The organism is Lactobacillus sp. B4005, from assembly GCF_026536045.1.
Classification (GTDB): Bacteria; Bacillota; Bacilli; order Lactobacillales; family Lactobacillaceae; genus Lactobacillus; species Lactobacillus panisapium.
The window spans coordinates 554,192-580,271 of the sequence record NZ_JAFNOZ010000002.1 but is presented as its reverse complement, the minus strand read 5'-3'; the positions used below and the strand labels follow the sequence as shown (position 1 = coordinate 580,271).

At 37.3% G+C, this 26,080-nt stretch carries 21 protein-coding genes, 1 tRNA gene and 1 rRNA gene; 18 read left to right on the top strand and 5 right to left on the bottom strand.

The annotated features are described in order from the left end of the window. Window positions 1-147: 147 nt before the first annotated feature. Window positions 148-264, top strand: a 5S ribosomal RNA gene (gene rrf / locus J3U73_RS07205). An 11-nt stretch (window positions 265-275) separates the two neighbouring features. Continuing rightward, window positions 276-348, top strand: a tRNA-Asn gene (locus J3U73_RS07200). 95 nt (window positions 349-443) lie between these two features. Here the strand turns inward: J3U73_RS07200 and J3U73_RS07195 are convergent. Then, entirely contained in the window at window positions 444-1,370 is a 927-nt protein-coding gene (locus J3U73_RS07195) for a LysR family transcriptional regulator (protein WP_220268929.1), read from the bottom strand. 299 nt (window positions 1,371-1,669) lie between these two features. Between J3U73_RS07195 and J3U73_RS07190 the strand changes: the two genes are divergently transcribed. After that, a complete protein-coding gene (locus J3U73_RS07190; protein ID WP_267410010.1) occupies window positions 1,670-3,550 on the top strand; it encodes a flavocytochrome c in 1,881 nt (626 codons plus the stop codon). 73 nt (window positions 3,551-3,623) lie between these two features. Here the strand turns inward: J3U73_RS07190 and citG are convergent, their stop codons facing one another. From citG to J3U73_RS07175, 3 genes are read right to left on the bottom strand one after another with little or no spacing between them, the layout of a single operon-like run. Beyond that, window positions 3,624-4,445: a triphosphoribosyl-dephospho-CoA synthase CitG gene (citG, locus tag J3U73_RS07185; RefSeq protein ID WP_267409999.1), complete on the bottom strand. Its 822-nt coding sequence runs from the start codon at window positions 4,443-4,445 to the stop codon at window positions 3,624-3,626. A 5-nt stretch (window positions 4,446-4,450) separates the two neighbouring features. Beyond that, window positions 4,451-5,446, bottom strand: a complete 996-nt coding sequence (locus J3U73_RS07180; protein ID WP_220268931.1) for an NAD(P)H-dependent flavin oxidoreductase — start codon at window positions 5,444-5,446, stop codon at window positions 4,451-4,453. A gap of 29 nt (window positions 5,447-5,475) precedes the next feature. After that, window positions 5,476-6,387 (bottom strand): LysR family transcriptional regulator, encoded by a 912-nt coding sequence (locus tag J3U73_RS07175; protein WP_220268932.1) that lies wholly within the window; start codon window positions 6,385-6,387, stop codon window positions 5,476-5,478. Window positions 6,388-6,739: 352 nt separating this feature from the next. Here J3U73_RS07175 and J3U73_RS07170 point away from each other — a divergent pair, with 352 nt between their 5' ends. The 11 genes from J3U73_RS07170 to aroD all read left to right on the top strand — a co-directional run bounded on the left by J3U73_RS07170 (window position 6,740) and on the right by aroD (window position 19,155). Beyond that, on the top strand, window positions 6,740-7,990 hold the full coding sequence (locus J3U73_RS07170; RefSeq protein WP_220268933.1) for an acyl-CoA dehydrogenase family protein: 1,251 nt from the start codon (window positions 6,740-6,742) through the stop codon (window positions 7,988-7,990). Window positions 7,991-8,079: 89 nt separating this feature from the next. Further along, window positions 8,080-9,324 carry a CaiB/BaiF CoA transferase family protein gene (locus J3U73_RS07165; RefSeq protein WP_267409998.1) on the top strand — a complete coding sequence of 415 codons (1,245 nt, stop codon included), beginning with the start codon at window positions 8,080-8,082 and terminating at the stop codon, window positions 9,322-9,324. 9 nt (window positions 9,325-9,333) lie between these two features. Continuing rightward, window positions 9,334-10,479: an acyl-CoA dehydrogenase family protein gene (locus J3U73_RS07160; RefSeq protein ID WP_220268935.1), complete on the top strand. Its 1,146-nt coding sequence runs from the start codon at window positions 9,334-9,336 to the stop codon at window positions 10,477-10,479. 14 nt (window positions 10,480-10,493) lie between these two features. Continuing rightward, a complete protein-coding gene (locus tag J3U73_RS07155; RefSeq protein WP_267409996.1) occupies window positions 10,494-11,231 on the top strand; it encodes a hypothetical protein in 738 nt (245 codons plus the stop codon). 4 nt (window positions 11,232-11,235) lie between these two features. Next, window positions 11,236-12,156 carry an electron transfer flavoprotein subunit alpha/FixB family protein gene (locus J3U73_RS07150; RefSeq protein WP_267409995.1) on the top strand — a complete coding sequence of 307 codons (921 nt, stop codon included), beginning with the start codon at window positions 11,236-11,238 and terminating at the stop codon, window positions 12,154-12,156. Window positions 12,157-12,165: 9 nt separating this feature from the next. Beyond that, a complete protein-coding gene (locus J3U73_RS07145) occupies window positions 12,166-13,683 on the top strand; it encodes a class I adenylate-forming enzyme family protein (RefSeq protein WP_267392612.1) in 1,518 nt (505 codons plus the stop codon). Beyond that, a complete protein-coding gene (locus J3U73_RS07140; RefSeq protein WP_220220515.1) occupies window positions 13,684-14,133 on the top strand; it encodes an acyl-CoA thioesterase in 450 nt (149 codons plus the stop codon). Between the two features lie 306 nt (window positions 14,134-14,439). Next, window positions 14,440-15,633: an MFS transporter gene (locus tag J3U73_RS07135; protein ID WP_267409994.1), complete on the top strand. Its 1,194-nt coding sequence runs from the start codon at window positions 14,440-14,442 to the stop codon at window positions 15,631-15,633. 24 nt (window positions 15,634-15,657) lie between these two features. Then, window positions 15,658-17,427, top strand: a complete 1,770-nt coding sequence (locus J3U73_RS07130; protein ID WP_267409993.1) for an FAD-dependent oxidoreductase — start codon at window positions 15,658-15,660, stop codon at window positions 17,425-17,427. 43 nt (window positions 17,428-17,470) lie between these two features. After that, window positions 17,471-18,385 (top strand): shikimate dehydrogenase, encoded by a 915-nt coding sequence (locus J3U73_RS07125; RefSeq protein WP_220235033.1) that lies wholly within the window; start codon window positions 17,471-17,473, stop codon window positions 18,383-18,385. 14 nt (window positions 18,386-18,399) lie between these two features. Beyond that, window positions 18,400-19,155 (top strand): type I 3-dehydroquinate dehydratase, encoded by a 756-nt coding sequence (gene aroD, locus J3U73_RS07120; RefSeq protein ID WP_267409991.1) that lies wholly within the window; start codon window positions 18,400-18,402, stop codon window positions 19,153-19,155. Window positions 19,156-19,332: 177 nt separating this feature from the next. Here aroD and J3U73_RS07115 read toward each other — a convergent pair whose 3' ends face one another. Beyond that, the gene (locus J3U73_RS07115; protein WP_220268942.1) at window positions 19,333-20,460 is read right to left on the bottom strand and encodes an AraC family transcriptional regulator; all 1,128 of its coding nucleotides are present in this window, start codon (window positions 20,458-20,460) and stop codon (window positions 19,333-19,335) included. Between the two features lie 135 nt (window positions 20,461-20,595). Here J3U73_RS07115 and J3U73_RS07110 point away from each other — a divergent pair, with 135 nt between their 5' ends. Genes J3U73_RS07110 through J3U73_RS07095 form a run of 4 tightly spaced genes read left to right on the top strand, consistent with a single transcriptional unit; the run spans window position 20,596 to window position 25,762 of the window. Further along, window positions 20,596-21,780 carry an MFS transporter gene (locus J3U73_RS07110; protein WP_267409990.1) on the top strand — a complete coding sequence of 395 codons (1,185 nt, stop codon included), beginning with the start codon at window positions 20,596-20,598 and terminating at the stop codon, window positions 21,778-21,780. A 12-nt stretch (window positions 21,781-21,792) separates the two neighbouring features. Next, on the top strand, window positions 21,793-23,364 hold the full coding sequence (locus J3U73_RS07105; RefSeq protein ID WP_267409988.1) for an alpha-rhamnosidase: 1,572 nt from the start codon (window positions 21,793-21,795) through the stop codon (window positions 23,362-23,364). Window positions 23,365-23,376: 12 nt separating this feature from the next. Further along, window positions 23,377-24,297 (top strand): ROK family protein, encoded by a 921-nt coding sequence (locus tag J3U73_RS07100; protein ID WP_258562411.1) that lies wholly within the window; start codon window positions 23,377-23,379, stop codon window positions 24,295-24,297. A gap of 1 nt (window position 24,298) precedes the next feature. Then, a complete protein-coding gene (locus J3U73_RS07095) occupies window positions 24,299-25,762 on the top strand; it encodes a glycoside hydrolase family 1 protein (RefSeq protein ID WP_267409986.1) in 1,464 nt (487 codons plus the stop codon). The last annotated feature ends 318 nt before the right edge of the window (window positions 25,763-26,080 follow it).

Sequence of the window (26,080 nt, the reverse complement as noted above, 5' to 3'; positions counted from 1 at the left end):
AGATAGGCTAGGAGTGGAAGAGCCGTGAGGCTTGGAGCGGACTAGTACTAATCAGTCGAGGACTTGACCACAGGCTCAAGCAATCGGAGAAGGTTTTGAGAATGGATTATATTTAGTTTTGAGTGTAAGAACTCAAGCAAAGAAAAGTACGGTGGCAATAGCAAGAAGGAAACACCTGTAACCATGCCGAACACAGCAGTTAAGCTTCTTCACGCCGAGAGTAGTTGGTGGGAGACTGCCTGCGAGGGTAGGAAGCTGCCGTGCTTTTTAAATATTCCGGCTTAGCTCAGTTGGTAGAGCGCTTGACTGTTAATCAAGATGTCGTCAGTTCGAGTCTGACAGCCGGAGCAAGTAAGAAAGAGGACTAATGATAGTCCTTTTTTTTGTGCGGTTTTTATAATTAAACTATTTGTATTCAAGTGATTTCTAGTAATTTTTATCGTCTACTTGATGCTTGGTTGAATTTTAAGATTGGTAAATGCCGTAATTAATCTTTGCAGGCCCTCAGTTTGATGGGATCTATGCTTAACGGCAATAAAATATTTAATTTGAATTAAGTTATTGTCAAGCGGAAGTAGATTAATGGGGGTTTGGGCCATTCGCTTAATAATGCTGGCTGCAGAAATTGTTAATCCTACACCCTTGATTGCTAAGTTAGTGGTTGTTAAAATGCTGCTGCTTTCTAAGACAATGTTTGGTTTAACGTGAAATTTTTGAAAGGCCCCATTTACTTGCCGTCTAATTGCTGAATTGGCAGAACTAACAACGAATGGCTCCTGGAGAATATCTTTAATATCATATTCGTTAGGTTCTAAAATAAAGCGCCCCTTTTTAAAATAAGGCGACTTTGGCGATATGATGACGTAATAATTTTCGCCGCCATTGACGTAAAAGTCTATTCCATGATTGAGTGATTCTGGTGTTTGTCCTAGATAACAATCAATTTCTTCATTTAAAAGTTTGGTTTCATTTTTACGAGGATAAGTTTCAGACAATTGAATTTTGATGTTGGGATTTTTGGCTAAAAAATCTGGTAGAAGTGCTGGCAAAAGAAAAGTTCCTAAGCTTTCTAATACACCAATTCGAATTACTTCCTTATTAGGCATGGAAAATGGGGTTAGTTGCTCAATTAAAGTCTGATTATTAGAAATAGCCGTTTCGAGATATTGGTAATAAATAATGCCAGCTTCAGTTAATGTAAATGGTATTGTTTCACGATTAATTATTTTGGCCCCTAATTTGCGCTCTAGCCTCTTAATTAATTGTGTTAGATATGGCTGAGAAATGTATAACTCGTGTGCAGCTCGGGTAAAGTTGCTTTCTTTTAACAAGACATCGATATAATGCTGTAATATTTCTGGATCTTTCATCTATTTCCTCCAATAATATCTCAATTATATCTTACTCGCGGTTCAACAACTTGGGCAATTTAATATTACTTTACTCAATAAAAATAAGAGACCAATCATCAAAGCAAGTTCATAATTAATTTAAGTTTGAAACTAACAGTTGGGGGTATGGACGATCAAAGGGATAAAAGTACCAGTCGACTTCTTTTTCCCAATAGCATTTTTGTTATGGCTTGCTTGCTATAAAACTATTTCACCTTGCGTATGAAACTTAGTAAAATTTAATTACTAAGTATTCAATAAGGAGGAAGCAAAGCATGATGAAACCAGGTACATATGATGTAAAAGCAAAAGGTCATGGTTCAAGCTTTATGCCAATGAAAGTCACACTTTCGGAAGATAGCATTAAAGATATTAGTATCGATTCTAGCGGTGAAACTAAGGGTGTCGCCGATGAAGTTTTTAAGCGTTTGCCCAAAGAAATTATTGCCAATCAAACTTTGAATGTTGATGCGGTGAGTGGCGCAACAATTTCCAGTCATGGTGTTGTTGATGGTGTTGCTCAGGCAATTAATGAAGCCGGTGGTGATGCGCAAGAATGGAAAGACCGTGCTAAGCCAGCCGTTATTGGTGGACAAGATCAGGTACTGGATACGGATATCGTTGTAATTGGTGCAGGTGGTGCAGGGCTTGCTGCAGCTGCTAGAACAATTCAAAACGGAAAAAAGGTTGTTGTGCTTGAAAAGTATCCTCAGATTGGTGGCAATACAACTCGTGCTGGTGGTCCACTTAATGCAGCGGAACCAGAATGGCAAAATCAGTTTAAGGCTTTAGCTGGTGAAAAAGAAAGCCTAGAAAAATTAGCAGCAATGCCAATTGATGAAATTGACCCAGAATACCAAGAAGACTTCAAGAAGCTGCAAAAACAAATTAATGATTACGTTGAGTCGGGAAAAGATTACTTATTTGATTCAGTATTGCTTCACGAAATTCAAACTTATTTGGGTGGTAAGCGGACTGATTTAAACGGAAATGAAATTCACGGTAATTACGCTTTAGTAACTGAATTAGTTAACAATGTACTTGATTCTGTCAATTGGCTGACTGATTTGGGAGTTAAATTTGATCGCAGTGAGGTAACCATGCCCGTAGGCGCTTTATGGCGTAGAGGCCATAAGCCAGTTGAGCCAATGGGCTATGCTTTTATTAGTGTATTGGGTAAATGGATTGAAGAGCACGGTGCTACAATCTTGACCGAAACGCGGGCAACTCATTTAATTACTGAAAATAATCGCGTCATTGGTGTAATTGCTAAAAGTAATGATGGCAGCAAAGTAACAATTCATGCTCAAAAAGTAATTTTAACTTCTGGTGGCTTTGGTGCTAATACTAAGATGGTACAAAAATACAATACTTATTGGGAGCATATTGATGACGATATTGCTACAACTAATTCTCCTGCTATTACTGGTGATGGCATTGCTTTGGGGCAAGAAGCTAACGCTGATTTAGTGGGCATGGGCTTTATTCAATTAATGCCAGTTTCCGATCCAAAAACGGGTGAATTATTTACCGGTATCCAAACACCGCCAGAAAACTTTATTATGGTTAACCAAAAGGGTGAACGCTTTGTAAATGAATTTGCGGAGCGTGACACCTTGGCTAAAGCCGCAATTGCTAATGGAACGCTTTTCTACTTAATTGCTGATGAAAAGATTAAGAAAACGGCTTATAACACAACCGAAGAATCTTTAGAGGCACAAGTAAAAGCCGGAACTTTATTGAAAGCCGATACGCTTGAAGAATTAGCACAAAAAGCCGGAATGGATCCAGATACTTTAGTTAATACTATTAAAAAGTATAATTCTTATGTAAATTCCGGCGAGGATCCCGAATTCGGCAAGAGTGCGTTCAACCTTAAATGTGAAGTAGCGCCATTTTATGCTACACCGCGTAAACCCGCTATTCATCACACAATGGGTGGTTTAAAGATCAATCCGAAAGCACAAGTTATTAATAAAGACGGGCAAGTAGTTGATGGTTTGTATGCTGCGGGTGAAGTTGCAGGTGGATTACATGCTGGTAATCGTCTAGGCGGTAATTCGTTAGCAGATATCTTTACGTTTGGTCGAATTGCAGCTGATACGGCATGTGATGAAATAAAAGACACTGATGTGGCTACAGGCGCTTCGCAGCATTAATTGCAATAAACTTTTCTGACAAAAATAAATAATAGTTAACCAATTAGGCTAACTATTATTTTTTTATTTTAAATTATAAGTAATCCCGTTCAAGTGCCATAAAAATAGTCACAATTAACAAGTCTGCACAACCACCTAAGCTGTAATTTTTTTCCAGGCATTCTTGGTTGAGTTCTTGTAGGTATTTTTTCCCAGTGGCAGAATTGTAGCCGCCTAGCTTTAAGTAACTAGTGGCCTTATTCTGAAGCCAATTAATAATTTCGTAGTTGCCAGCTCGCTTGATTAAATTGCTATCAACAGTTACCGTAGCAATTTTCATTAGGGTATCTAGCAACCTAGTTTGAAGATTTCCCGTCCGCTTTTTTAAGAACGGTAGAGCTACATCGCGGACAATTGGATATCCCAATTCAGCTTGCTCACGTGCACCGCCCGCACCATATTGCTGAAATTCTTTTTCTCCTGCAGTTTTTAACTGATTATTTAGTTTTAAGTCGTGTTCAACTAAGCCGGTACACATTTTTTTAATCGTAGTAAAAATCTCAGTTTGATTTTTTTTGCAATAACTTTCAGCACAGACAAAAATTCCTAAAGCAAAAATTGCGCCTTTATGCGTATTAATACCATTAGTAGCCTGAAACATGTCTTTTTCAGCAGCTATTCCTTTTTGCCGCAACTTAAAAAACATTTCTGTTAAATCTGCTGCTTTAAAATCATGGCCAATATTAAACGCAGCAGTAAAATAGTTAGTTAAGCTCAAGCTACTATCAATGAAAGTATAGATATTCATATCCTGATGCGGTCCTGGATTTAGCGGGTCGACAAGACCAGGCTTAGGAAGGGTGACAACTTCATATAAAAGAGCTCGAGTGGCATTTTGGGCAATTGAATTATTCATAAAGTTCACTTTTGACTATTATTTATCTGATTGACAATTTCTTTAACCGATTGGTTTACAGTGATAAAATCAATATCTTCGGCAATATCAGTATACCCCAGATTAAGGTCGCCTTTCAGCATTCCGTTGATTAAACCCTGGTAACCGTGAGATGCAGCAGTAATTTGGGTAGCATCTATCCCGGCAGCAGTCATTTTAGCTAAGTGATTAGGCAATCTTCCCGGTAATGAAAAAATAGTCCGGTTGTTTGATTTAAAGGAAACCAAATCCGAATTTTTGGCTTTGATCAACGCATTTTTAATAGACGTAGCTGTGGGCGCTTCTTCACTAGCGGCAAAAACAGTTTTGAGAAAGACGCCTTGTGCACCACAAGCTAAAGCGTGAGTTAAGGCCTTAGGATTAGCGGTATCAAAGCCAGCTAAGACGGGAGTGGCTTGCGCTTCATGGACAAATTCTGGCAGTCCTTCTTTTTGCGGGTAGATAAGAATATCAATTCCATTTTTTTGCGCTTGTTTTACCCTATCAGTCTGGGAGACAGCTTGCATAACTTTAATCCCATTATGGTGAAGTAATTGAACCCATTCTTTTGAAGCAATTTGACCAAATCCCTCAAAAAGAGCAATGGTAAGTCTTCTTTTGCGCATTAATTCTACAAGTTCCATTGCTGTATGATCTTGCTCAGGTATGCTGGCACTACTAGGAATTTCAATGGCAAATGGGCGAAAGGTATGAGCTAAGACATAGTCTATTTGTTCATTCATCAAATTTCTTTCCTGCATTGCGTCAAGGATATAATTGTTGCCAGCTTTGCCAACTTGGTCGCTACTACTTGCCGAGGCTCCTGTTAGCGCATCAGGTGCGTGATAACCTGCATTAATTCCCAGAATTCCTAATGAGCCTGCTTCTGAAATGGCAGCAATCAGTTTACCGTTGGTTAGCGTGTGAATAGGCTTTTGGATAATTGGTAAATTAACTCCTAATAATTGACATAATTTATTCATCTGAAGATGTTGCACCCCCCTTCAATCAATTAGACCAGAATATTATCAACCATTTCTTGAATTTCTTTTTTACGGCTTTTAATAAAATCGAGAAAATCAATGATTTCTGGTGAAAAGTTCTGGTTGGAATCATAGACCAAGTATACTTGGCGTGTATTTTTAGGTAAATCGAGCTTAATCATGTGAATATTAAAACCACTAAGGTAAATCGTTTTGGCCACTACACCGACGATGTCATTTGTAAGAACCTGACCAGCAATAGCCAATTCATCATGTAAACGATTAGTAATGTGTAAATCTGATGCGGTAGCTAATAAGGCATTAGTAATATCCTTGCCAATTTGGATTTTTTTTGAATACGTAATAATCGATTCACCCTGGAGCTCTTCTGGAGTCATTTCCGTAATTTTGGCTAGTTCGTTTTCTTGAGAAACAATGGCAATAATTTCCTCAGTATAAAGTGGAACATAAGTAAAGTCACTAAATTCGGGCACATATGAGCAGATTCCAATATCATACCAGCCGTTTTTAATACCTTCACAAATTTGATAAGAAGGGTTGTCGTGATAAATAAAGTGAGGTGCAATACTGCTTTCTTGTTGATATTGTTTGGTCAAGTTAGGAAGCAAGATACCAATCGCGGTAGGGATGCCGGCAATATGAATGTTACCTTTGTCTTGACTAATTTTTTGTTCAATTTTCTTTTTACCATGGTCAAGAGTAGCCAGAGATTTAGTGACCGTATCGTAAAAAATACGTCCATAGTTGGTTAATTGAACGTAGCGGCCATTATGCTTAAATAGTTTGCAATGCAATTCTTTTTCTAGTTGTTTGATTGATACTGAAAGAGTGGGCTGACTAATATATAAATTTTCAGCTGCTGTAGTGTATTGTTTTTCTTCTGCCAATTCACGAAAATAGTAAAGTTGATTTAGATTCATGATAGTACCTCAAAAAATATATGATATTCACTACCTAATAATAGATGCTATACCTAATTTAATAAAAACGCTTTCACATTTTTTAATATAATCATTGGAAAAATTAATATTTTAGCTTAATAGTTGAGCCTGTTGTAATTTAGCTGATAAATTTACCAGGCAATTTAAGAAGTCCGCAATAAACTTTGTCATTTTAGCAAAACTTCAGCCAAAATAATGGTAAAAAGTATTTATAAAACTAATAAAAGTAACTTTGTTATCAATTTTACAAAGTCATTTTTTGCCAACATAATACAATTGTCAATTAAGAGTGCTTTCAAAAAACTTCAGAAAGTAAAAAGGAGATTGTATTATGACTGAACAAAAACAATTGCATGTATTACCACCATATGAAGAAACACCAATTATGCACAAGGCTAAGCCGGGTGAGTCAATGACTGACGAAGACTTTGCTAATTACGTTAAAGAAATTAGACATTTGGCCCAAAATGAATTTGATCGTATGACTAACTATATTGAAGAGAATCGTAAATTTCCACAAGACTTTTTCCCAATAGCAATTAAGCATGACTTGTATCGCTTTGCGTTGCCAAAACAATACGGAGGTTGGGGTTTGAGTGAAAAACAGATTCTACAAGTACAAGAAGAATTTTCTCGTACTCAAGGTGGTATCAGAATGCACTTGCACCATGCCTCCGACATGAATTGGCGAATTCTTGATAATTTTGGTAGTCAAGAATTAAAAGATAAGTACATGAATAAATTTCAAGATAAATCAATTTATGCCAATTTTGCCTTGACTGAAAAAAGCGGCGGTACGGGTGCTGATTTGCATACCTTGGCTGTTAAAGACGGCGATGACTGGGTAATTAACGGAGAAAAGACGCTGATTTCTCATGCAGATGTAGCTGACTTTACTTATCTAATCGTTGTTACCGATCCTGATAAAGAAGGTGATGAGCGCTTATCTGCATTCTTTGTCCCAACAAATACACCCGGATTTGAAGCTAATGAAATGCCACTGATGATGGGGTGCCGCGGTGCTGGTCATGCCGACTTAAAGTTTACAGATATGCGTGTGCCAGACAAATTTATGTTGGGTAAACGTGGCGAAGGAATGAAAGTTGCAATCTCTTCGCTATCATTATCGCGTGCACATATTGCTGATTCTAACTTGGGAATGGCTCAAAGAATGTTGGAGATGTCGATCGCATACTCTAAAGACCGGGTAACTTTCGGTAAGCCATTATGCAAACGGCAATCAATCATTTTTGAAATTGCCGATATGGGCGCTAAAGTTCATGCACTTAGGCTGATGTTATGGGATTTAGCTAAAGACTACGATGAAGGAAAGGATATTACTAAGAAGGCGTCATTAGCTAAACTTGAAAGTATTAATACTGTTAAGCTGGTTTCTGATTATATGTTAGAGATTTTTGGTGGAATTGGCTACTTCCAAGACAATCCTTATGGCCCAGCTGAACGGTTATACCGCGATTGCCGTGCAATGTGGCTTGAGGAAGGACCACGTTCGGTTCAGCGCTTAACAGCAGGGAGATTACTGATCAACGATGGTGGTCAGACACCAATTACTAGTTTATAAAGAGATATTCTAACTTGGGAGGGCTGAAACTAATAAATTAAACTATTAGCTTCAATCCTCTTTAATTATAACTAATGCGGAGATAAAAAATGGCCGATGAAATATTAAAGGGAATCAGAGTTATTGATTTGACGCAATTTTTGGCTGCACCAACTGTTGGCAGGGTGCTTGGCGAATGGGGTGCTGATGTAATTAAAATAGAAGCTCCCAAAGGAGATGCTGGGCGAACCCAAGGTGCCGTTTTTGGCATGAAATATGAAGATGATGAAAATTTAGGCTTTGATGTTTCCAACATGAATAAGCGCTTTGTCACTTTAAATATGAAGACGCCTGAAGGAATGCAAGCATTCAAAGACTTACTCAAAACGGCTGACGTTTTTCTTACTTCAGTGCGAACCAAAAGTTTAGCACACATGGGAATTACCTGGGAAGAACTGCATCAAGAGTTTCCTAAACTGGTTTTTGCCCAAGACCGTGGTTACGGTGAATTTGGGCCTAAGAAAGATGCAGCGGGTTACGATGCAACTGCTTATCAAGCACGTGGCGGTGTTCAAGGCACAACGGTTGATAAGGGCGGTAATCCTTACAATCCTGTAAATGGCTACGGTGATTTTCAGGTGTCAATGACCTTGGCGGCAGGAATCTGTGCTGCTTTACTTCAAGCACAAAGAACCGGAAAAGGTGACAAAGTCGTGGTTAATTTGAACCATGCAGCAATTTTTATGCAAAACATTGCAATGGTATCTGCGCAATACGGTAATGTTTATCCTAAAAGCCGGCGAGAAGTCACTAATCCATTCAATGATACTTATAAAACTGCGGATGACCGATGGTTTGTTCTATGTGTTCCAGAATATGATCGTGACTTTGATAAAGTGATGCACGATATTGACCGTGACGATGTTTGTGGCGATAAGCGCTATAACAAAATGGATACATTGAACGCAAATGGTACTAGTAGCGAAGTGATAGCTATTTTGGAAGATGCATTTAAGCAAAAGCCATTAACATATTGGATTGATTTATTTGGCAAAGAAGACTTGCCACTTGAGGCGTGTCAAATTCCAACAGAAATCTACCAGGATCCTGAGGCGCTTGATAATGATGAGATACGATTAATGAAATTTCCATCTGGTGCTAAACGTTATATCCCAACTAATCCAGTTCGATTTGCTTCACAAGGTAAGCCAACCTTAACACCTTCGCGTGCACAAGGATCTGATACGCGCGAAGTCTTAAAAGATGAACTTGGCTATAGTGATGCAAAAATTGCGGCAATGATTGCATCAGGTGCAGCTAGTGGTGTGCGGCATTTAGATGAGCCGCTTAAATAGGTGAAATAGATGACATTACAATATACACAAGCACAAAGAGAATACATTCACTTGGCACAAGAATTTGGTGATCGTTATCTTAGCCCTGAAGTTATTAAAAAATATGATCAGGAAGGCGATTGTCCAGTAAGCCTATTTAAACCGGCAATCAAAATGGGGCTTCATATGCTTGAAATCCCCAAAGAATATGGCGGTGCAGGGCTTTCATATGAAGATTCTGCCTTAGTTTTTGAAAAAATTGCGGAATATGATGCAGGTTATGCGTTAACTTTAATTACCTCCTTTGTTGCGCTGCGGTGTGTAATGTTAGCTGGAACTGAAGAACAAACGCGTGAATTTGCCCGAGTAATTGAAGATGGTAAATTCGCCGCATTCACAATGTCAGAAGCCGATGCGGGCTCTGACGCGGGTTCGGTAAAAGCAACTGCAGTTCGTCATGGTGATGAATATATTCTCAACGGTAATAAGGCATTTGCCACAAATGGTGGTATCGCAGATATCTTTATTGGTATCTTCAGGACTTCTGATAATGGCAATCACGGGCTATCTGCTTTTATGATTGATCGCCATAGCCCTGGAATATGGGTCGGAAAACACGAAGATAAAATGGGGTTGCGATTATCAAATACTGTTCCCTTAGGATTTAAAAATGTTCATGTTCCAGCTAAAAACTTGCTAGGTAAAGAAGGACGGGGAATTAATATTGCGTTAAACAGCTTAAATTTGTCTCGTGCCTATGTTTCGACCTTAACTGTCGGTATTATGCAGCGAGCACTGTCTGAAGCAGCAAAATATGCTAATGAACGGCAGCAATTTAATCAGCCAATAGCGCAGTTTGAATCCGTCCAGAATATGTTAGCAGATATGGCAACGGCAGTTGAAACGTCTCGGCTGCTTGTCAACAATACGATGAAAATGATGGACAATAACCTTTCAGTTCGCCAAGAAGGTGCAATGACTAAACTTTTTGTTACGGACACGGCACAGAAAGTAACTTCGGACGCAGTCCAGATTTTAGGTGGATATGGCTATACTCGTGCGTATCCAGTTGAAAAACTGATGCGTGATGTTAAAGGATTCCAAATTTTGGAAGGAACTAATGAAATCCAACGAATGACTATTGCCCGTGAGGTCAGTAAGAATTATTTAGGCTAAGTGGGGGAATTCAAATGAAAATTGCAGTGATTGCAAAAGCAGCGGTAAATTCAAAAACGTATACTTCGCATCATAAACAAGTGACTTATCATTCTAATAACTTATTTTTGAGTGAGGAAGACAAAAGTGCACTAGAGTATGCTCTGCAGCTGATTGAACAAGAAGGCGGCACAATTGATGCCTATACTTTTGAACAAGACCAGGTAGCTGAAAGGGTTCTACATGAAGCACTGGCTTTAGGTGCTAATAAAGCAATTAAGATTACCGCGGGTGATGTTAATGATCCTTTGCAGCAAAACTATATTGCGCAGGAATTTGTCCACTACCTAAAAGAGCAAGATAAGAATTACGATTTAATATTGACAGGATGTACAGGCTGGACTGAATTAAGTGCAATGATTGCGACTCAATTAGGGTCAAATTACTATGATCGTCTTTCAGCAATTGATGTAGGACTTAATTTTGAAATGAAATTGGAGCAAGGCGCAATTACTGGCAAGTGCAAATTACCAGCTGTTATAACCGTTTTAAGTTCAGTTAGTGTTAGTCATTTAGCAGGCTTTTCTGCTTTAAATCAGGCCATTAACACAAGTATTACAGCCGTTTCCTTTAACAAATTGCCTAAGCAAAAAACTAGTTCGATTATAGCTAAGGATAAACGACCGCAAAAAGAAATTTTTGATTTAACTGAAGACCCCCAAGCTACACAGAAGTTAGTTGCTGCGTTGCGCCAAAACGGAATATTGAGGTAGAAAAATGACATCAATCTATTATATTCAAGTAGAAGATCGAAATAGTATGGATGGCAACAGCAGCAATACTTTAGCAGGTTTAAAGAATAATTTTGCTGGTGAAAAAGAAGTACTTGTCTTTTCAAATCATGCTACAGAAATTACAGAAAAGTATGCTCAATCCGGAGTTAAAACAACAATTTATCAAAATGATGCTTATACAATTGCTAACTTTGATGCTGTTTTAACAAAACTAAAACAGATATTCAGAAGCAAAACAGATTATTTACTGGTCTTTGATAATGATAGTTTGGGTAGTAGTCTAGGAAGCAGAATTGCTGCCTTACTTGATATAACTTTTGTTGCAGATGCCAAAAAAATTACTGAAACACCGAACTTGACGGTTACGCAAGATATTGGTGCTACTAGTGCCAAGCGAGTTATTCCCCTAGCTAAACAAGCGGTGATTACGTTTTCGTGTAATGGCGTTGCAGCGAATGAACCGGCTAAAGTTGATGTGATCAGTTGGTCGCTAAATGAGCAAACAAAGCAGCAGTATCGCCAAGCAAAAACTGCGGGCAATGGACTGGCTTTTGCTAAAGTAGTGTTAGCTGGTGGTAAGGGATTAGGTTCACAGCAGCAGTTTAAGCCGTTGATGAAGTTAGCTCAAAAATTGAATGCCAGTGTTGGCGCCACTAAAGCAGTAACTGATTTGGGTTGGCTTAGTCCGGAACGCATGATTGGCATTTCTAATTTGACGGTCAAGCCAGATGTTTACTATGCTTTTGGCATTTCCGGTGCTGTCCAGCATACTAGTGGAATGAATAAATCAAAGCAAATAATTGCAGTCAATACTGATCCAGAAGCACCGATTTTTAAATTGGCTAATTATGGCATTGTTGGGGATGCAAACAAAGTCATTAGCCAACTGAATGATCTTTTGTAAGGCGAAAAAATGAATGTTAACGCTAAGATAGCAACCGTTAAGGAGCTATGGAACTGGCGTTTACGCCAGAGTCGACAAAAAGTATTTGTAATTGAAAATGATCAGCAATATAGCTACGGTGAGATGGCCAAGTTAGTTGCGGCTAAAATTAAGTTACTGAAAGCATGTCGAATTGGTCAGGGCGATTTGGTTGCACTGCAGTTTGAACTTGATGTTGAAAATGTTGCTACTATTCTTGCGTGTATTGAACTTGGCGCGGTGATAAATCCACTGAATCCGCATTTGGACATTACCGAAGTTGAAAACTTAGTGGAAAGATTTCAACCTTGTGCAATTATTTCCCAAGCTTCGGTTCGTGGACGGGATACCATTAGCAACTTTAAACACTTAAAGCATTATCAAGTTGAAGTAAATGGTGATCTAAAAATTTTTACCAGAATAAAGCATAGTATTAGTCCTTTTACTAATAAAACAGGGGCTAGCGCACCAGTGATTGTAATTAATACATCTGGAACCAGTGGTCTGTCAAAAGGCGTGGTCTTATCTAACCAAAATGTTTTGACTGCAGAAATAGGCTATAATGCCGCTTTCGGTATTAATAAGCATGACATGATTTTATTAGTTTCGGGACTTTACCATGCAATTGGCTTTCACCACGGATTAATTTCAACAATGATGGCCGGAAGCACAATGGTTTTAATGAAACATTATCAAGTTGATGAAGTGGCTAAATTGTTATTGCGGCTGCCGATTACTTGTATTGATAGCTTGCCAACTATTATGTATGATTTGCTTTTCCACGTTGCAAATATCGGACAGCTAAGAATGTTAATTTGTGGCGGTGACAAGATCAAAACTAGTCTGTTAGTCCAAGCAAAAAAGCGCAATATTCCACTTTATAATTGTTATGGATTAACAGAAGCAGTTCCGTTTAGTTACACGCCAAGCAATTATTTTGCGGAACATCAGGCTATGACGACAGCGGTAACACCAATAACTGGCGTCAAGGTTCGAATCGTTAAGAAACAGCACGTTGTCGAACAAAAAGATGTTCAAGGAATAATTGAAGTTTGCGGGCCAGTAGTGTTTCAGGGCTATCTTAATAATCCTGAGAAAACGCATGAAGCTTTTGATCATGGCTGGCTGATAACAGGTGATTTAGGTCATTATAATAGTGACGGTCTTTTTGAAATTGATGGTCGCAATAGCGATAAGATAATTCGTGGCGGTGAAAATATTTCTGCAGCGTTAGTTGAAGAAAAAATCAAAAGCTGTCAAAATATTAAGGAAGTAGCCGTTTTAGGCGTACCCGATGACCGGCTAGGACAAAGAATTGGCGCAATCATTGCTTTAAATCATAGTCAACCAACATTAAATAAAACTAAGCTGCTTGCTGAATTGCAAGAACAGCAAGTTGATAAAAAACTATGGCCAGAAAAAATTTGGATAGTCGATTCTTTACCTAAAACAGCCAACGGCAAAGTGAAAAAATATTTATTACGAAAACTGCTGGAAGGCAAAAAGTAAATGGAAGATAATTTTTTTAAACGACAAATGGCGGATTATTTTATTACGCCCAAAATGCTAAATCACATGAATATTACACATGGCGGCACACTACTAGATAATGCCGATTCGGCAATGGGGATGTTTGCTAACTCATACTGTCATACGAGAACACTTACCGGTCGAATTGATAAGTTTATTTTCCACAAAAAAAGTTATGTGGGTGATCATATTAGTTTTTGTGTTAGTTTGCTTAAAACAACTTCCAAAACGATGACTATCTATGCTGAGATTAATCGGCTGGCAATCGATGATTCAAGTACGGAGCTAATTGGAGAAGCCGTATTTACTTATGTTGCAGTGGATGAGAAACTGAATCCGATTGCTGGCTCAATTGAGCAATATCATCCACAGGATCAAGAAGAGCAAAAATATCTTGCAATGATTAAAAAAAGATTTGGTATTAAATAATAAAATAGCGAGAGTAAAGGCAGAGGTACTTCTCCTCGCTATTTGTTTTTTTAACTAAAGTATTAAGATAAACTATAAAAAGGTGTATTAAAGCGTATTCATAAGTGCAAAAACTACGATATTTACTTGTTTAAAACAATTTTCACAAAAAGATAGCAGTACAAATTTTGCCTAGAATCCCACTGTGGTAACGTTTTCTATTATAGTTATTAATAATAGCAAGCATGTTATAAACAATTATTCATAAAACATAAAATAGGTTATATTATTTGTGCTTATTAACGATTAATTTTGAAAGGTGAAGTTATGAAACAAGAAAAAAGTTACGCGGGAGTAGCAGCCTCTGTTTACTTACACTTTGCAGTTGTTGGTGCTGCAACGCTATTTATTAGCCAATATCGGCAAATTTTAGCTAGTTCGTGGCATGCCAGCGAAACTCAAGTATCATTGGTCATTGCTATGGTTGGATTGGGCAGAATTATTACGATTCTGTTTGCTGGAGCAATTTCAGATAAAATTGGGCGCAAGAAAACTTTACTAATTGCATTACTGAGTGATGCGGTTTTCTTGCTCGGAGCAGCTTTTGCTAGCAACATTTGGGTTGCTGGCATTGCGGCAATGTTTTTTGGTGCTACCAACTCATTTGGTGATACGGCTGGTTATCCGGCTTTAGCAGATGCATTTCCTACAAAAACAGCAACAATGAATTCTTTTGTTAAAGCGGCAATGCAAGTAATGCAAATGCTGTTTCCATTTTGTGTCAAGCTAATTAATAATCCGCGGATAACAGCTTGTATTTTAGTATTAATAATTTTACTTGATGTTGTTATTACGCTTAAGACGGCTTACGCACCACAGGCTGTCGAAAAAGAGGATGATACAGGTGAAACTGAGACTCATTTAGCAGATGCTCAACAGCCCAAATTGGCAGTTGACGGTTTAATGATTATTGCATTAGGCTTTACGCTTTGTTTTACGTTTTACATTTTTTCTTTATATGCACCATATTATGGTCAATACGTATTAAATCAGCCTGCCGCAAGTGCTAATCAATTAGTTTCTTGGTATTCAATTGCCTCCTTAATCTCAGTTTTTGTTACCTCAGCTTTAGTTACAAAAGTTAAACGGCTAAATCTGATTTTGGTTTACTCAATCATTACTGCTCTTGGATTACTGTTTATGATCATTAGTCCGTCATTAGTGGCAGGCGAAGTCGGTGCGCTAGCAGTTGGTTTCTTTACTGCTGGTGGTGTGTGGCAAGTTGGCTTATCAGTTCTGACATCATATTTCCCACAAAGCCACGGTAAGATTACCTCATACTATAGTTTTGCACCAGCCGTAGTTTACTTTGTTGCACCATTAGTTGCAGCATTTGTATTAAAAGCAAACGCTGCAAGTACTTTGATGGTTTTCTGGATTACTGCAATTATCACAATAATTTCTGTAGTATTAGCAGCAATTTTAATTGTTCGCAGTAAGAAATTTGCTATTAAAGGCTAATTAATAAAAAAGGTGAATTTATTTATGTCAGAAAAAATAATTAAAGCCCAAGCAATGGGACGTAATGGCCAAATTGATTTTGATATTGCTGTGGCCAATGATCGGATTGAAGATATCAAAGTAACCAAAAGTTCGGAAACGCCTGGTATTTTTAAACAAGTAGTTGGCAAACTCAAAGAAAACGTCATTAAAAATCAAAGTTTTGCTGTTGATGCCGTTTCTGGTGCATCAATCATGACCCAGGCAATGCTAGACTCTGGTAGTAAGGCGCTTAAAGAAAATGGTATTGCCATTCAGTCTAAATTACCAAAACCAGAGCACCGCGATGTAATTTTAGATGTCGATGTTGCAGTTATTGGTTCAGGAATGGCAGGTTTAATGGCTGCTGCGCGCGCCCTGGCGCTCGGAAAAAATGTTCTTGTGCTTGAAAAGAACGGTTATATTGGCGGTGCAACCATTCTTAATGGGTCAAATGTCGTTGGCACCGGATCAAAAGTTTCTGCTAATTTATTTGGTGAAGAAGCACAAAAAGATTCTCCAGCATTACTTGTAAAAGATATTACTCGTGAAAGTCGTGGAACCAATTACACAGAACTATCGCAGCTTTTAGCTAATAATATTGGTAAAGCGGTGGACTTCATCACAGAGTTTGCCAATCTTACCTATCAAAAAGCTGAAACGCAAACAATTGAGCATTCAGTCGATCGCCAAATTGAGATGCCATCAGAAAGTTCCTATGAATTAGTTTCAAAAGTCGCAGAAGCTTTTACGAAAAAAGGCGGAAAAATTCTACTTGAAACTAGGGTTGAACAACTAAATAAAGATGATCAAGGTAAGCTAGTTTCACTGGTTGCTGAAGGCAAGCACGAAACGGTAAAAGTTAATTTTAAATCACTTGTAATGGCAGCTGGTGGCTGGGGTGCACGTGATTATCGCGAGCATAAAACTAAAATTCCATACTATGGGCCAATGACTTCAACTGGTGATTATTTTGACTTTGCTCAAAATATGAATTTAGTAGCACGCAATCTTGACTGGTATAAGGTTTACCCACACGGTCTAGAAGTAGAACCGGGGATTGCAAAATTGACGACATATTCAACTAAAGAAGCTACTGATATGGGGGCTATTTTTGTTAATACCGGTGGTAAGCGAATTGTAAATGAATCGGCACCTTATACTCATTTTAGGGATGCAATCGCTGCTCAAAAAGATAAAATTGCCTTTGTTGTTATGGATCAGCGAACTTGGCACAGGTTTTACGAATTATTGCTGAAATATGGTTTTACGGCAGATGAAGTTCAGGGCTTTTTTGATCTTGACGGCAAAAAGAGTCCAATTTTAGTCAAAGGTGATCTACAAACAGTCGCGCAAAAAGCCGGTATTAACTACACTAATTTGCAGAAAACATTAACAGATTATGCTGATGAAGTTAAAGCCGGCAAGGATCATGAATTTAACCGTCCAGCTAAATTTATGCACGAATATGAAGGATCTACTTATTACGTGATTGAGCAAAAGCTCCGTTTTTGTACGACCTTAGGTGGCTATGAAACTAATAAGCAAATGCAGCTGCTTGATCAGGAATTCAATCCTGTTGCTAATTTTTATGCTTCCGGTGAAATAGTTGGGGGAGCTAATGGTCATGATTCAATGCCAAGTATGATGAATTCATGGAGTTATGCATCTGGATTTGTTGCTGGCACAGAAGCAGCAGATAATGCGAATTGCCAGCGAATTTTATCGACACCGGCAGAAAAAGCAGATACTGTATCTGGTGCCTCAGCTAAATAGAATATTAAATAAGGATTTATTTTTAAGAAAGAAGAGTTTTAAAATGGCTAATAAAATTACGGGAATTAATGGTCCGATTACTGGTTGGTTAGATGGACATACTTATCTAATTGGTTTAATGGCATATCCGATTCGGCATTCGATGTCGCCAACAATGCATAACAATGCTTTTGCTAAATTAGGTTTAAACTACACTTACCTTTGTTTTGAGATAGGTAATGATAAGTTGGAAAAAGCTGTAGATGCAATTAGGACATTAGATATGCGGGGCTCAAATGTTTCAATGCCTAATAAAAAAGAAGTTATTAAGTATCTTGATAAATTATCTCCTGCTTCGGAAATGTGTGATGCGGTAAATACAATTGTTAATGACAATGGCGTTTTAACGGGTTACACGACTGATGGGATTGGCTTTGTGCAGGCCCTTAAGGACGAAGGCATTTCAATTAAGGGTAAGGTTATGACCATGACTGGGGCCGGTGGCGCTGCTACACCAATTGCTGTTCAATCTGCACTTGATGGTGCCAAAGAAATTAGAATATTTAATATTAAGGATGATAAGTGGGCACAAGCTGAAAAGAATGTAAAAACTATTCAAGAAAAAACAGATTGTAAAGTTTCGTTAACTGAGCTTTCAGACCAAGAAGCATTTAAAAATTCAATTGCTGAAAGTGATATTTACTGTGATGCTACCAGTATTGGTATGAAGCCATTAGAAGATAAAACTTTGGTTTCAGATCCATCATGGTTCCACAAGGATATGGTTGTCTTTGATACTGTTTATTCGCCAAGAACTACTAAGCTAATGAAGGTTGCACAAGAAGCTGGCGTTGAACATGTTTATGATGGAATCGGCATGATGATTGATCAGGGAGCCGCATCATTTAAGCTATGGACCGGAAAAGATATGCCAACCGATTATATTCGTGAGATTATGTTTTCTGACGACAATAAATAATTGAGGTTAAATCAATGGCAACAGTAAAAATTAGAAATATTGTTTTAGGTGAAGGTTTGCCCAAGATTGCGGTTCCTAACGTTGGCTCAAATGAGGACGAAATTATTAATTCAGCGACAAAAATCTTAGCAGCTCAGCCTGACTTAATGGAATGGCGCATTGACTATTATTCTGTTGGGATTAATGATCATGAACAATTAATTACTATGGCTAAGAAGCTACGTAAAGCGGTTGGCGAGTTGCCAATTTTAGTTACTTTTCGTACTAAAAATGAGGGTGGCGTCTGTGATTTAACTGAAGATGATTACCTCAAGCTGATAGAAACAGTAATTACTAATCGCCTTGGAGATGCCGTGGATATTGAATTATTCCATGATGAAAAACGGGTTCAGAATCTGGTTAATCTTGCACATGATTACAATCTTGTCGTAATTATGAGCAATCATGATTTTGAAAAAGTTCCCGCTAAAGATGTTATTGAATTTCGGCTGAAAAAAATGGCAGAGCTTGGTGCCGATGTGCCCAAGCTTGCTTGTATGCCTCATAGTGCCAGTGACGTCTTAACTCTTTTGCAGGCGACAACTGAAACACATGCGGCAATTACTAATCCGTTAATTACAATGGCAATGGGTGACATTGGCAAGGTAACTAGGATTGCTGGGCAAGTTTTTGGTTCAAGTTTATCTTTTGGCGCGGTTGGACAAACTTCTGCACCAGGGCAGCTTTCAATTGAAGATTTGCGCAATGCCGAAAAATACTTGGCGCTATAAAAAGCCAAATTTATCTGACGTCTGCATCAAATAAGCTGGCAATTTCTAAACTAAAGAGTTTGTAAACAGCTCAGTACTCGAAAACAAGTACAATAAAATTACTCCATAGTATTTAGATTAAATCATCTAAATATTATGGAGTTTTTTAATAGTGTAAATTATCGATCGGGTAAAGTCTCAGACTTGAAAATTACTGCGATATTGTTTTGGCGATAGTTTCGTATACTGCTTAAAAGTTTTACAAAAATAACTTTGGCTGGAATAACCTAATGAAGTTGCAATTTCAGCTAAATTCTTTTTTGAAAATATAATCTGACTTTGAGCCTCATAAATTTTCAATTCGTTAGTATACTGGACAATAGTTTTCCCAGTTTCTTTTTTAAAAGTTGCGCAAAGATAGTTTTTGGAATAATTTAACTGCTTTGCAAGCTCGCTTAAATCGATGCGTGAGTTTAGGTGATGATATATGTAATCCTGAATGCTATAAATCAATCTGAAATGTGGATAGCCACGATTTATCCTAATGTGCTTTATGAAAAGTTTTCCAATGTCCAGCATAATTTCATAGTGATTGCCAATATTAGTTAAGCCTTCTACTTTTTGAATGCAAAGATCACTCAAATTATAGGCTGCTTCTGGTCGCATGCCGCCCTGAATTGCCGCTCTAGTAAAAAGTGTAATTGAAACAATTAGCAAATCTTTTTTCTCACGTAAGTCATTGCCGCTAACCATTTTGCCAGGCGAGCCGCTGTCAATAAAAGACTTTAATTGACTTTCAAACAGTTCGACATTTCCTAGTTTTAAAGAATTCATCATTAGTTGTTCTTTAAAATAGTTGCCATGATCAGTTTGAATGTTGCTTTGCACTACTTTATTATTTTGTTTTGAAGTTTGATATGCATGTTCCAAAATATTCATAGGCTGAATGATGATGGGCTTTTTTTGAAAAATGCTGAAATAAAGGACAGTGCTGTACTCTATTAATTGTTCAATTGTTATTTCGGTAAAGTTAGAAATATAAGACTGCAAATTGTTTAAGTTATGTGAGCTGTACCATAAGACAACTATATGATTTTTAGCATCAGAAAGATAAATCACGCTAAAACTATCTTTTTCTTGAGTTGCATACAAATAAATTGCGTTTTTTTGGCCATTTTCATTAATGTGTTTGAGATATGACTTGGGAAAGTCGGGAATTAAGCTATTTTGAAATTTATGAACGATATTCTTGTTTTTATCAAACAAAAGTACTGGCAGTTTAATAGCAGTACTGAAATGTTCTAGTAAATAATATAAGTTATTCATTTGTAAAGCGCTTTCTTTTATAGTGATATTTTATAAAAAATAATAATATTGAGCAAGTATTTGTTTATCATTTTAATTATAGTTAACTCATAATCTTAGTGCACGAAGATTATTTGTTTTTTGAAAGGTGAAAAAATGAGTAAAACTAAAAAGATAATGCTGATTATCGCATTATTATTTTTAAATATTGTTGAACAAGCTGCAAGCGTAATAACTGCAACTATTCCAGGGATGGCCAAAACTTTCAGTAATGTTTCTCTAACTAATGTAGAAATGCTAACAACAATCGTCTCAATGTTTGTGACCGTGTTTGTCTTGGTAAGTGGAGTAATTGTTAAAAAAATTGGTCAAAAGCAAACAGCACTATTGGGGATTACAATAGCTGCCGTTAGTTCCATTATTCCAGCGTTTTCAAATTCATATATTATTGTATTGATTTCACGTGGTGTTCTGGGTATTGGTATTGGTTTAGCAAATCCACTTGCGATTAGCTTAATTGGTACTTTCTTTCAAGGAGACGAGCGTGCCAGATTAATGGGCTGGCGCTCAGCTATTGCTGGTGTTGGTACTTCATTAATGACCTATTTAGCAGGTCAATTATTAAAAATTAGTTGGCATGCTTCATATTTAGTCTATCTGCTGTTTGTTCCAGCTGTGATTTTATTTGTAATCTTTGTTCCAAGTCCAGAAAAAGAGGGGTATATTGAAGAACAAACTGAAACCAAAGAGGATGGTCAGAAATCAGTAAAGATTCAAAAGTCTAAGCCGCTATTGATTGCACTCATGTTTTTAATGTTTATGGCGATGGTCAGCTTTATGATTCTTGCTGTTAAACTGCCGACTTTTTTAGTGCAAAATAAAATTGGTACAGCTTCTCAGTCTGCTACCGCATGGAGTATTCACAACTTAGCTGGATTGCTGGGTGGAATGTGTTTCGGCTATTTATATAAACATTTAAAGGGCTACCTGTTGCCCATGGGTCTTGCTCTTGTAGGGGTTGGCTTTGTAATGATTGGTTTTTCTAAGACCATGACTATTATCTATTTGCTAAATATTTTAACCGGATTCGCTGCATCAAACGTTACTCCTTATATTTTTAACCGCATTAGTGAAGTTGCGTTGCCACAAAATGCGCCATTTTATACTTCGTTAGCATTAGTTGGCTCGAACTTTGGCTCTTTTATTTCCCCGTACGCGGGAAGTCTAATTGGTAAAACTGGTAAGTTGGCAATAATTAATGCCGGAGTTATTCTGCTCGTTTTAGCCATTATTACTACAGTAACAGCCTTTAGAAGAATGCGGCTTACACAACAAGGTTAAGGAGGTAGCATTATGCATTTTCAAACAGGTAAAAATATCGATTTTGAAAGAAATGACGAGTTACTAAAAAAAGCGCAGTTGGTTCAAAAACCGCTGCACAGTAAAATTGTCAAGGCCAAAGATATTGTTGAAATTGGACAAGGTAAAGGAATAGAAAATATTTCACTACAGCCTTCGGAGAAGAAACTGGCAAACCTTAGCGACTATAGTTTAGGTAAAGGTGATTCAATTATCCTGGATTTTGGCGATCATCATGTCGGCTATTTTAGTATTGGTATTTCTTCGGTTGGCTCCCCGATGGATGCGCCGTTATTCTTGCATTTAGTTTTTGCGGAGCAGCCCATTGAACTGGTAAAAATTAAAGAACCATATCAAGGGGCATTGAGCAAGTCATGGCTCCAAGAAGAATATGTCCATATGGACAAGCTGCCGGCTGTTTTAAAATTAACAAGAAGATATGCTTGTCGGTATGTTAAATTAGAGGTAGTTGATACTTCACCAAAGTGGAAAGTGGTATTTGATCACCCTACTTTTGAAGCAAAAAGTGCAGTAACGCTGTCTGATGTTAACCTGCCAAAAACTGGCGATAAATTATTAGATCAAATTGTCGAAGTAAGTGCAAAAACGCTTAGAGACTGTATGCAAGATGTTTTTGAAGACGGACCCAAAAGGGACAGAAGGCTGTGGCTAGGTGATTTGCGTTTACAAGCGTTGGCCAATTATGCTTCGTATAATGACCAAGATCTGGTTAAGCGCTGTCTATATTTATTTGGGGCGCTTCCAACTAGTAGTGGCAGAATCACCAGTAATTTATTCACTAATTTTGATGAACCAATTCCAGATGACACGTTTTTATATGATTATGGTCTATTCTTCATTTCAACTTTGTATGATTATTACAAACAGTACCTTGATTTAGCAACTTTGAAAGATCTATTTCCAGCTGCAAAACGGGAAATGGAGCAGGCTCTGCTATACTTAAATGGCCAAAATTTAGTCGAAATAAGGTCAGACTGGCCAATATACATTGATTCAGGAAATAATTTTGATAAAACTACTTGTGCGACTGCGGTTTTATTATATGCACTGAAGCAATTTATCTCCTTAGGAAAAGTTATTAATGAGAACATGACGGAGTATGCTGAAAAACTGAAGAATATTCAAAAAGCAGTTCTTGACCTTCTTTACGATAAAGAAACAGGCTTTTTTGTCAGTGGAAAGCAAAAGAAAATTAATGTAGCCAGTCAAGTTTGGATGGTGCTAACGCATATTTTATCTGATGATAAAAATCACGATTTAATGAAACGGAGCATGGAAAGGTTTTATCCTTTTAAGGATATTACAACACCGTATATGTATCATCATATTGCGACTGCGTTGTTTGAATCAAATAATTATGAATTAGCGATTAAATTGATTAAGAAATACTGGGGCGGAATGCTTGAATTAGGAGCAGATACTTTCTGGGAAGCTTATAAACCAGATGATCTTAGTTTTTCGCCTTATAATAGTTTGGCGATTAATAGTTATTGTCATGCTTGGAGTTGCACGCCAATTTATTTATTAAAGAAATATGCAAAATAAAAAGAAAACGGTATGGGTAATATGTATAAATATCTTTGTATAGATATAGGTGGAACAAATATTAAATCAGGACTTTTCGATAAATCCGGAAACTTAATAGAAAAAAAGGTTACATACACTCCCGAAAGTGGTGTAACTGATTTTATTAAAAAACTTGATGAAATAGTTGAACCTTTTGTATCACAAATTCGGGGGATTGCCATAAGCGTTCCCGGGAAAGTAAACTCAGAAAAAGGAATTGTATATCATGGTGGATCCTTGCATTACTTAGACAAGTTCAACTTTAAGCATGTCTTACAAGATAAATATAATATTCCCGTAGAAATTGAAAATGATGGTCGTGCTGCTACGCTTGCTGAGATATGGCGGGGGAGCATGCATAATGTTGATAACGGTGCAGTCATTATTTTAGGTACTGGAGTGGGTGGCGGCATTATTGCCAACGGAAAGTTGCTTCGGGGCTTTCATGATCAGGCTGGTGAAATAAGTTTTATGACTTTAGGAAACTCAATTGCAGACAAAGATATTGTGGGAAAATTGTGTTCATCCGTAAGCTTAGTTGAAGCATGCTCTTATAAACTTGGCATACCTGACAAGCTTGACGGAATCAAAGTTTTTGATGCAATCAATGACGCAGACATGAGAATACTACCTATTTTTAAACATTATTGTGCAACGATTGCTGCAGCAATATTAAATATCCATAGCGTGATTGACCTGCAAAAAGTTGCTATCGGCGGTGGTATTAGCAGCCAACCGGTTTTAATTAAACAAATCAAAGAAGAGTTTCAGACTGGCATAGTTAATTCTCCCAAAATTGCAAGCAATATTGAGTTACCTGAAATCGTTGCTACGACATTTTTAAGTGATGCTAACTTATATGGCGGACTGTACAATTTTTTGAATAAACAGACAAAACATGAGGGGAACTAATATGCTTTTAAAAGAATTTCCAGATGATTTTCTTTGGGGAGGTGCTACTGCTGCATGTCAAATTGAAGGTGCTTATTTGGAAGGCGGCAGAAAGCCTTCTACAGTAGATGCTATGCCGGGTGGCAAAAAGAGGTTGCAGATTCTTCAAAGTGATGACTTTGACTGGAAAATCGATGACGAAAAATATTGCTACCCTAACCACTTCGGGATTGATCATTATCATAGATATAAGGAGGACATTGGTCTGTTTGCAGAGATGGGCTTTAAATGTTACCGATTTTCAATTTCTTGGAGCAGAATTTTTCCCAAAGGTGATGAGCAAGAGCCAAACGAAGCTGGATTGAATTTTTATGATTGTTTAATTGATGAATGCATTAAAAATAAAATTGAGCCAGTAATTACAATTTCACATTATGAAATTCCGCTGTATTTAGTTAATAAATACGGCAGCTGGGCCAACAAAAAAATGATTGGATACTTTGTAAAGTTTGCGAAAACTATTTTAGCAAGGTATGCTGCTAAGGTGCAATATTTCATTACTTTTAATGAAATTAACTCGGCAGTCCATTTTCCAGTTTTGTCACAAGGCCTAATACCTAAAACTGGGTCAAAGGATTACAAAAATATTTTTCAAGCTTGGCATAATCAATTTATTGCTAGTGCACGCGTTGTTAAATACGCTCACAAATTAAATTCTAATATTAAGATGGGCTGTATGATTTTATCTACAGCAAATTATTCTTATGATTGCAACCCGCAGAATCAGTTGGCAAGTTTTCACAGAGAGCAAGACTTTAATTTCTTTTGTTCCGATGTACAAGTTAGGGGACAATACCCAGCATGTACTTACCGGTACTTAAGAGAGCATGGCTTAACCGAGAACGATATAGACTGGACGGAAAGTGAACTAAAAGAAATTGCTGAAGGAACAGTCGATTATCTTTCTTTAAGCTATTATCAATCAAACACTATTGACACAGTTAATAAAAGAGAGATTGTTCCGGGCAATTTAACTCACAGCGTTAAGAACCCGTTTTTGACTGCATCCCAATGGGGCTGGCAAATTGACCCAACAGGACTGCGAATAATCCTTGATAAGCTATATGACAGGTATCAAAAACCGTTATTTATCGTAGAAAACGGAATTGGAGCTAAGGACGAGCTAACTCGGCAGAAAAAAGTTAATGATGATTATAGAATAGCGTACCTAAAAGCACATATTGAAGCGATTAGTGGAGCAATTTATGATGGCGCCAAAATAATTGGATATACGCCATGGGGCTGTATTGATCTAATTAGTTCTTCAACCGGAGAAATGAGTAAACGATATGGTTTCATATATGTTGATCTTCAAGATGATGGTAGTGGAACTTGTAACAGAATAAAAAAGAAATCTTTCTTTTGGTATAAAAGAGTAATTGCAACAAATGGGATTAATTTGTCATTTAATGATATTAACTACTAAAATCTTTGTTAGGGATGACATTTTAGCTTGTGAATAGTGCTTGCTTTTTAAGCGCAGTAATAAAAATCTTAATTAAGCAAATAAGCTGCAAAATTATTTAACTCAATTTTGCAGCTTTTGATGTACCAGAGTTTATCTGAAAAATTACTAGGTTATATATTTTTACAAATAAATCTAGACATGACTTGACCTAAAAGCAATAATATGACTTGTTAATCCATATTACCAAATATGGTAACGATTTAAAGCTACAAGGTATTTATCATATTGGTAAATTAGTTTACTTAATCATTAGGAATAACAAATACAAGTATTTTG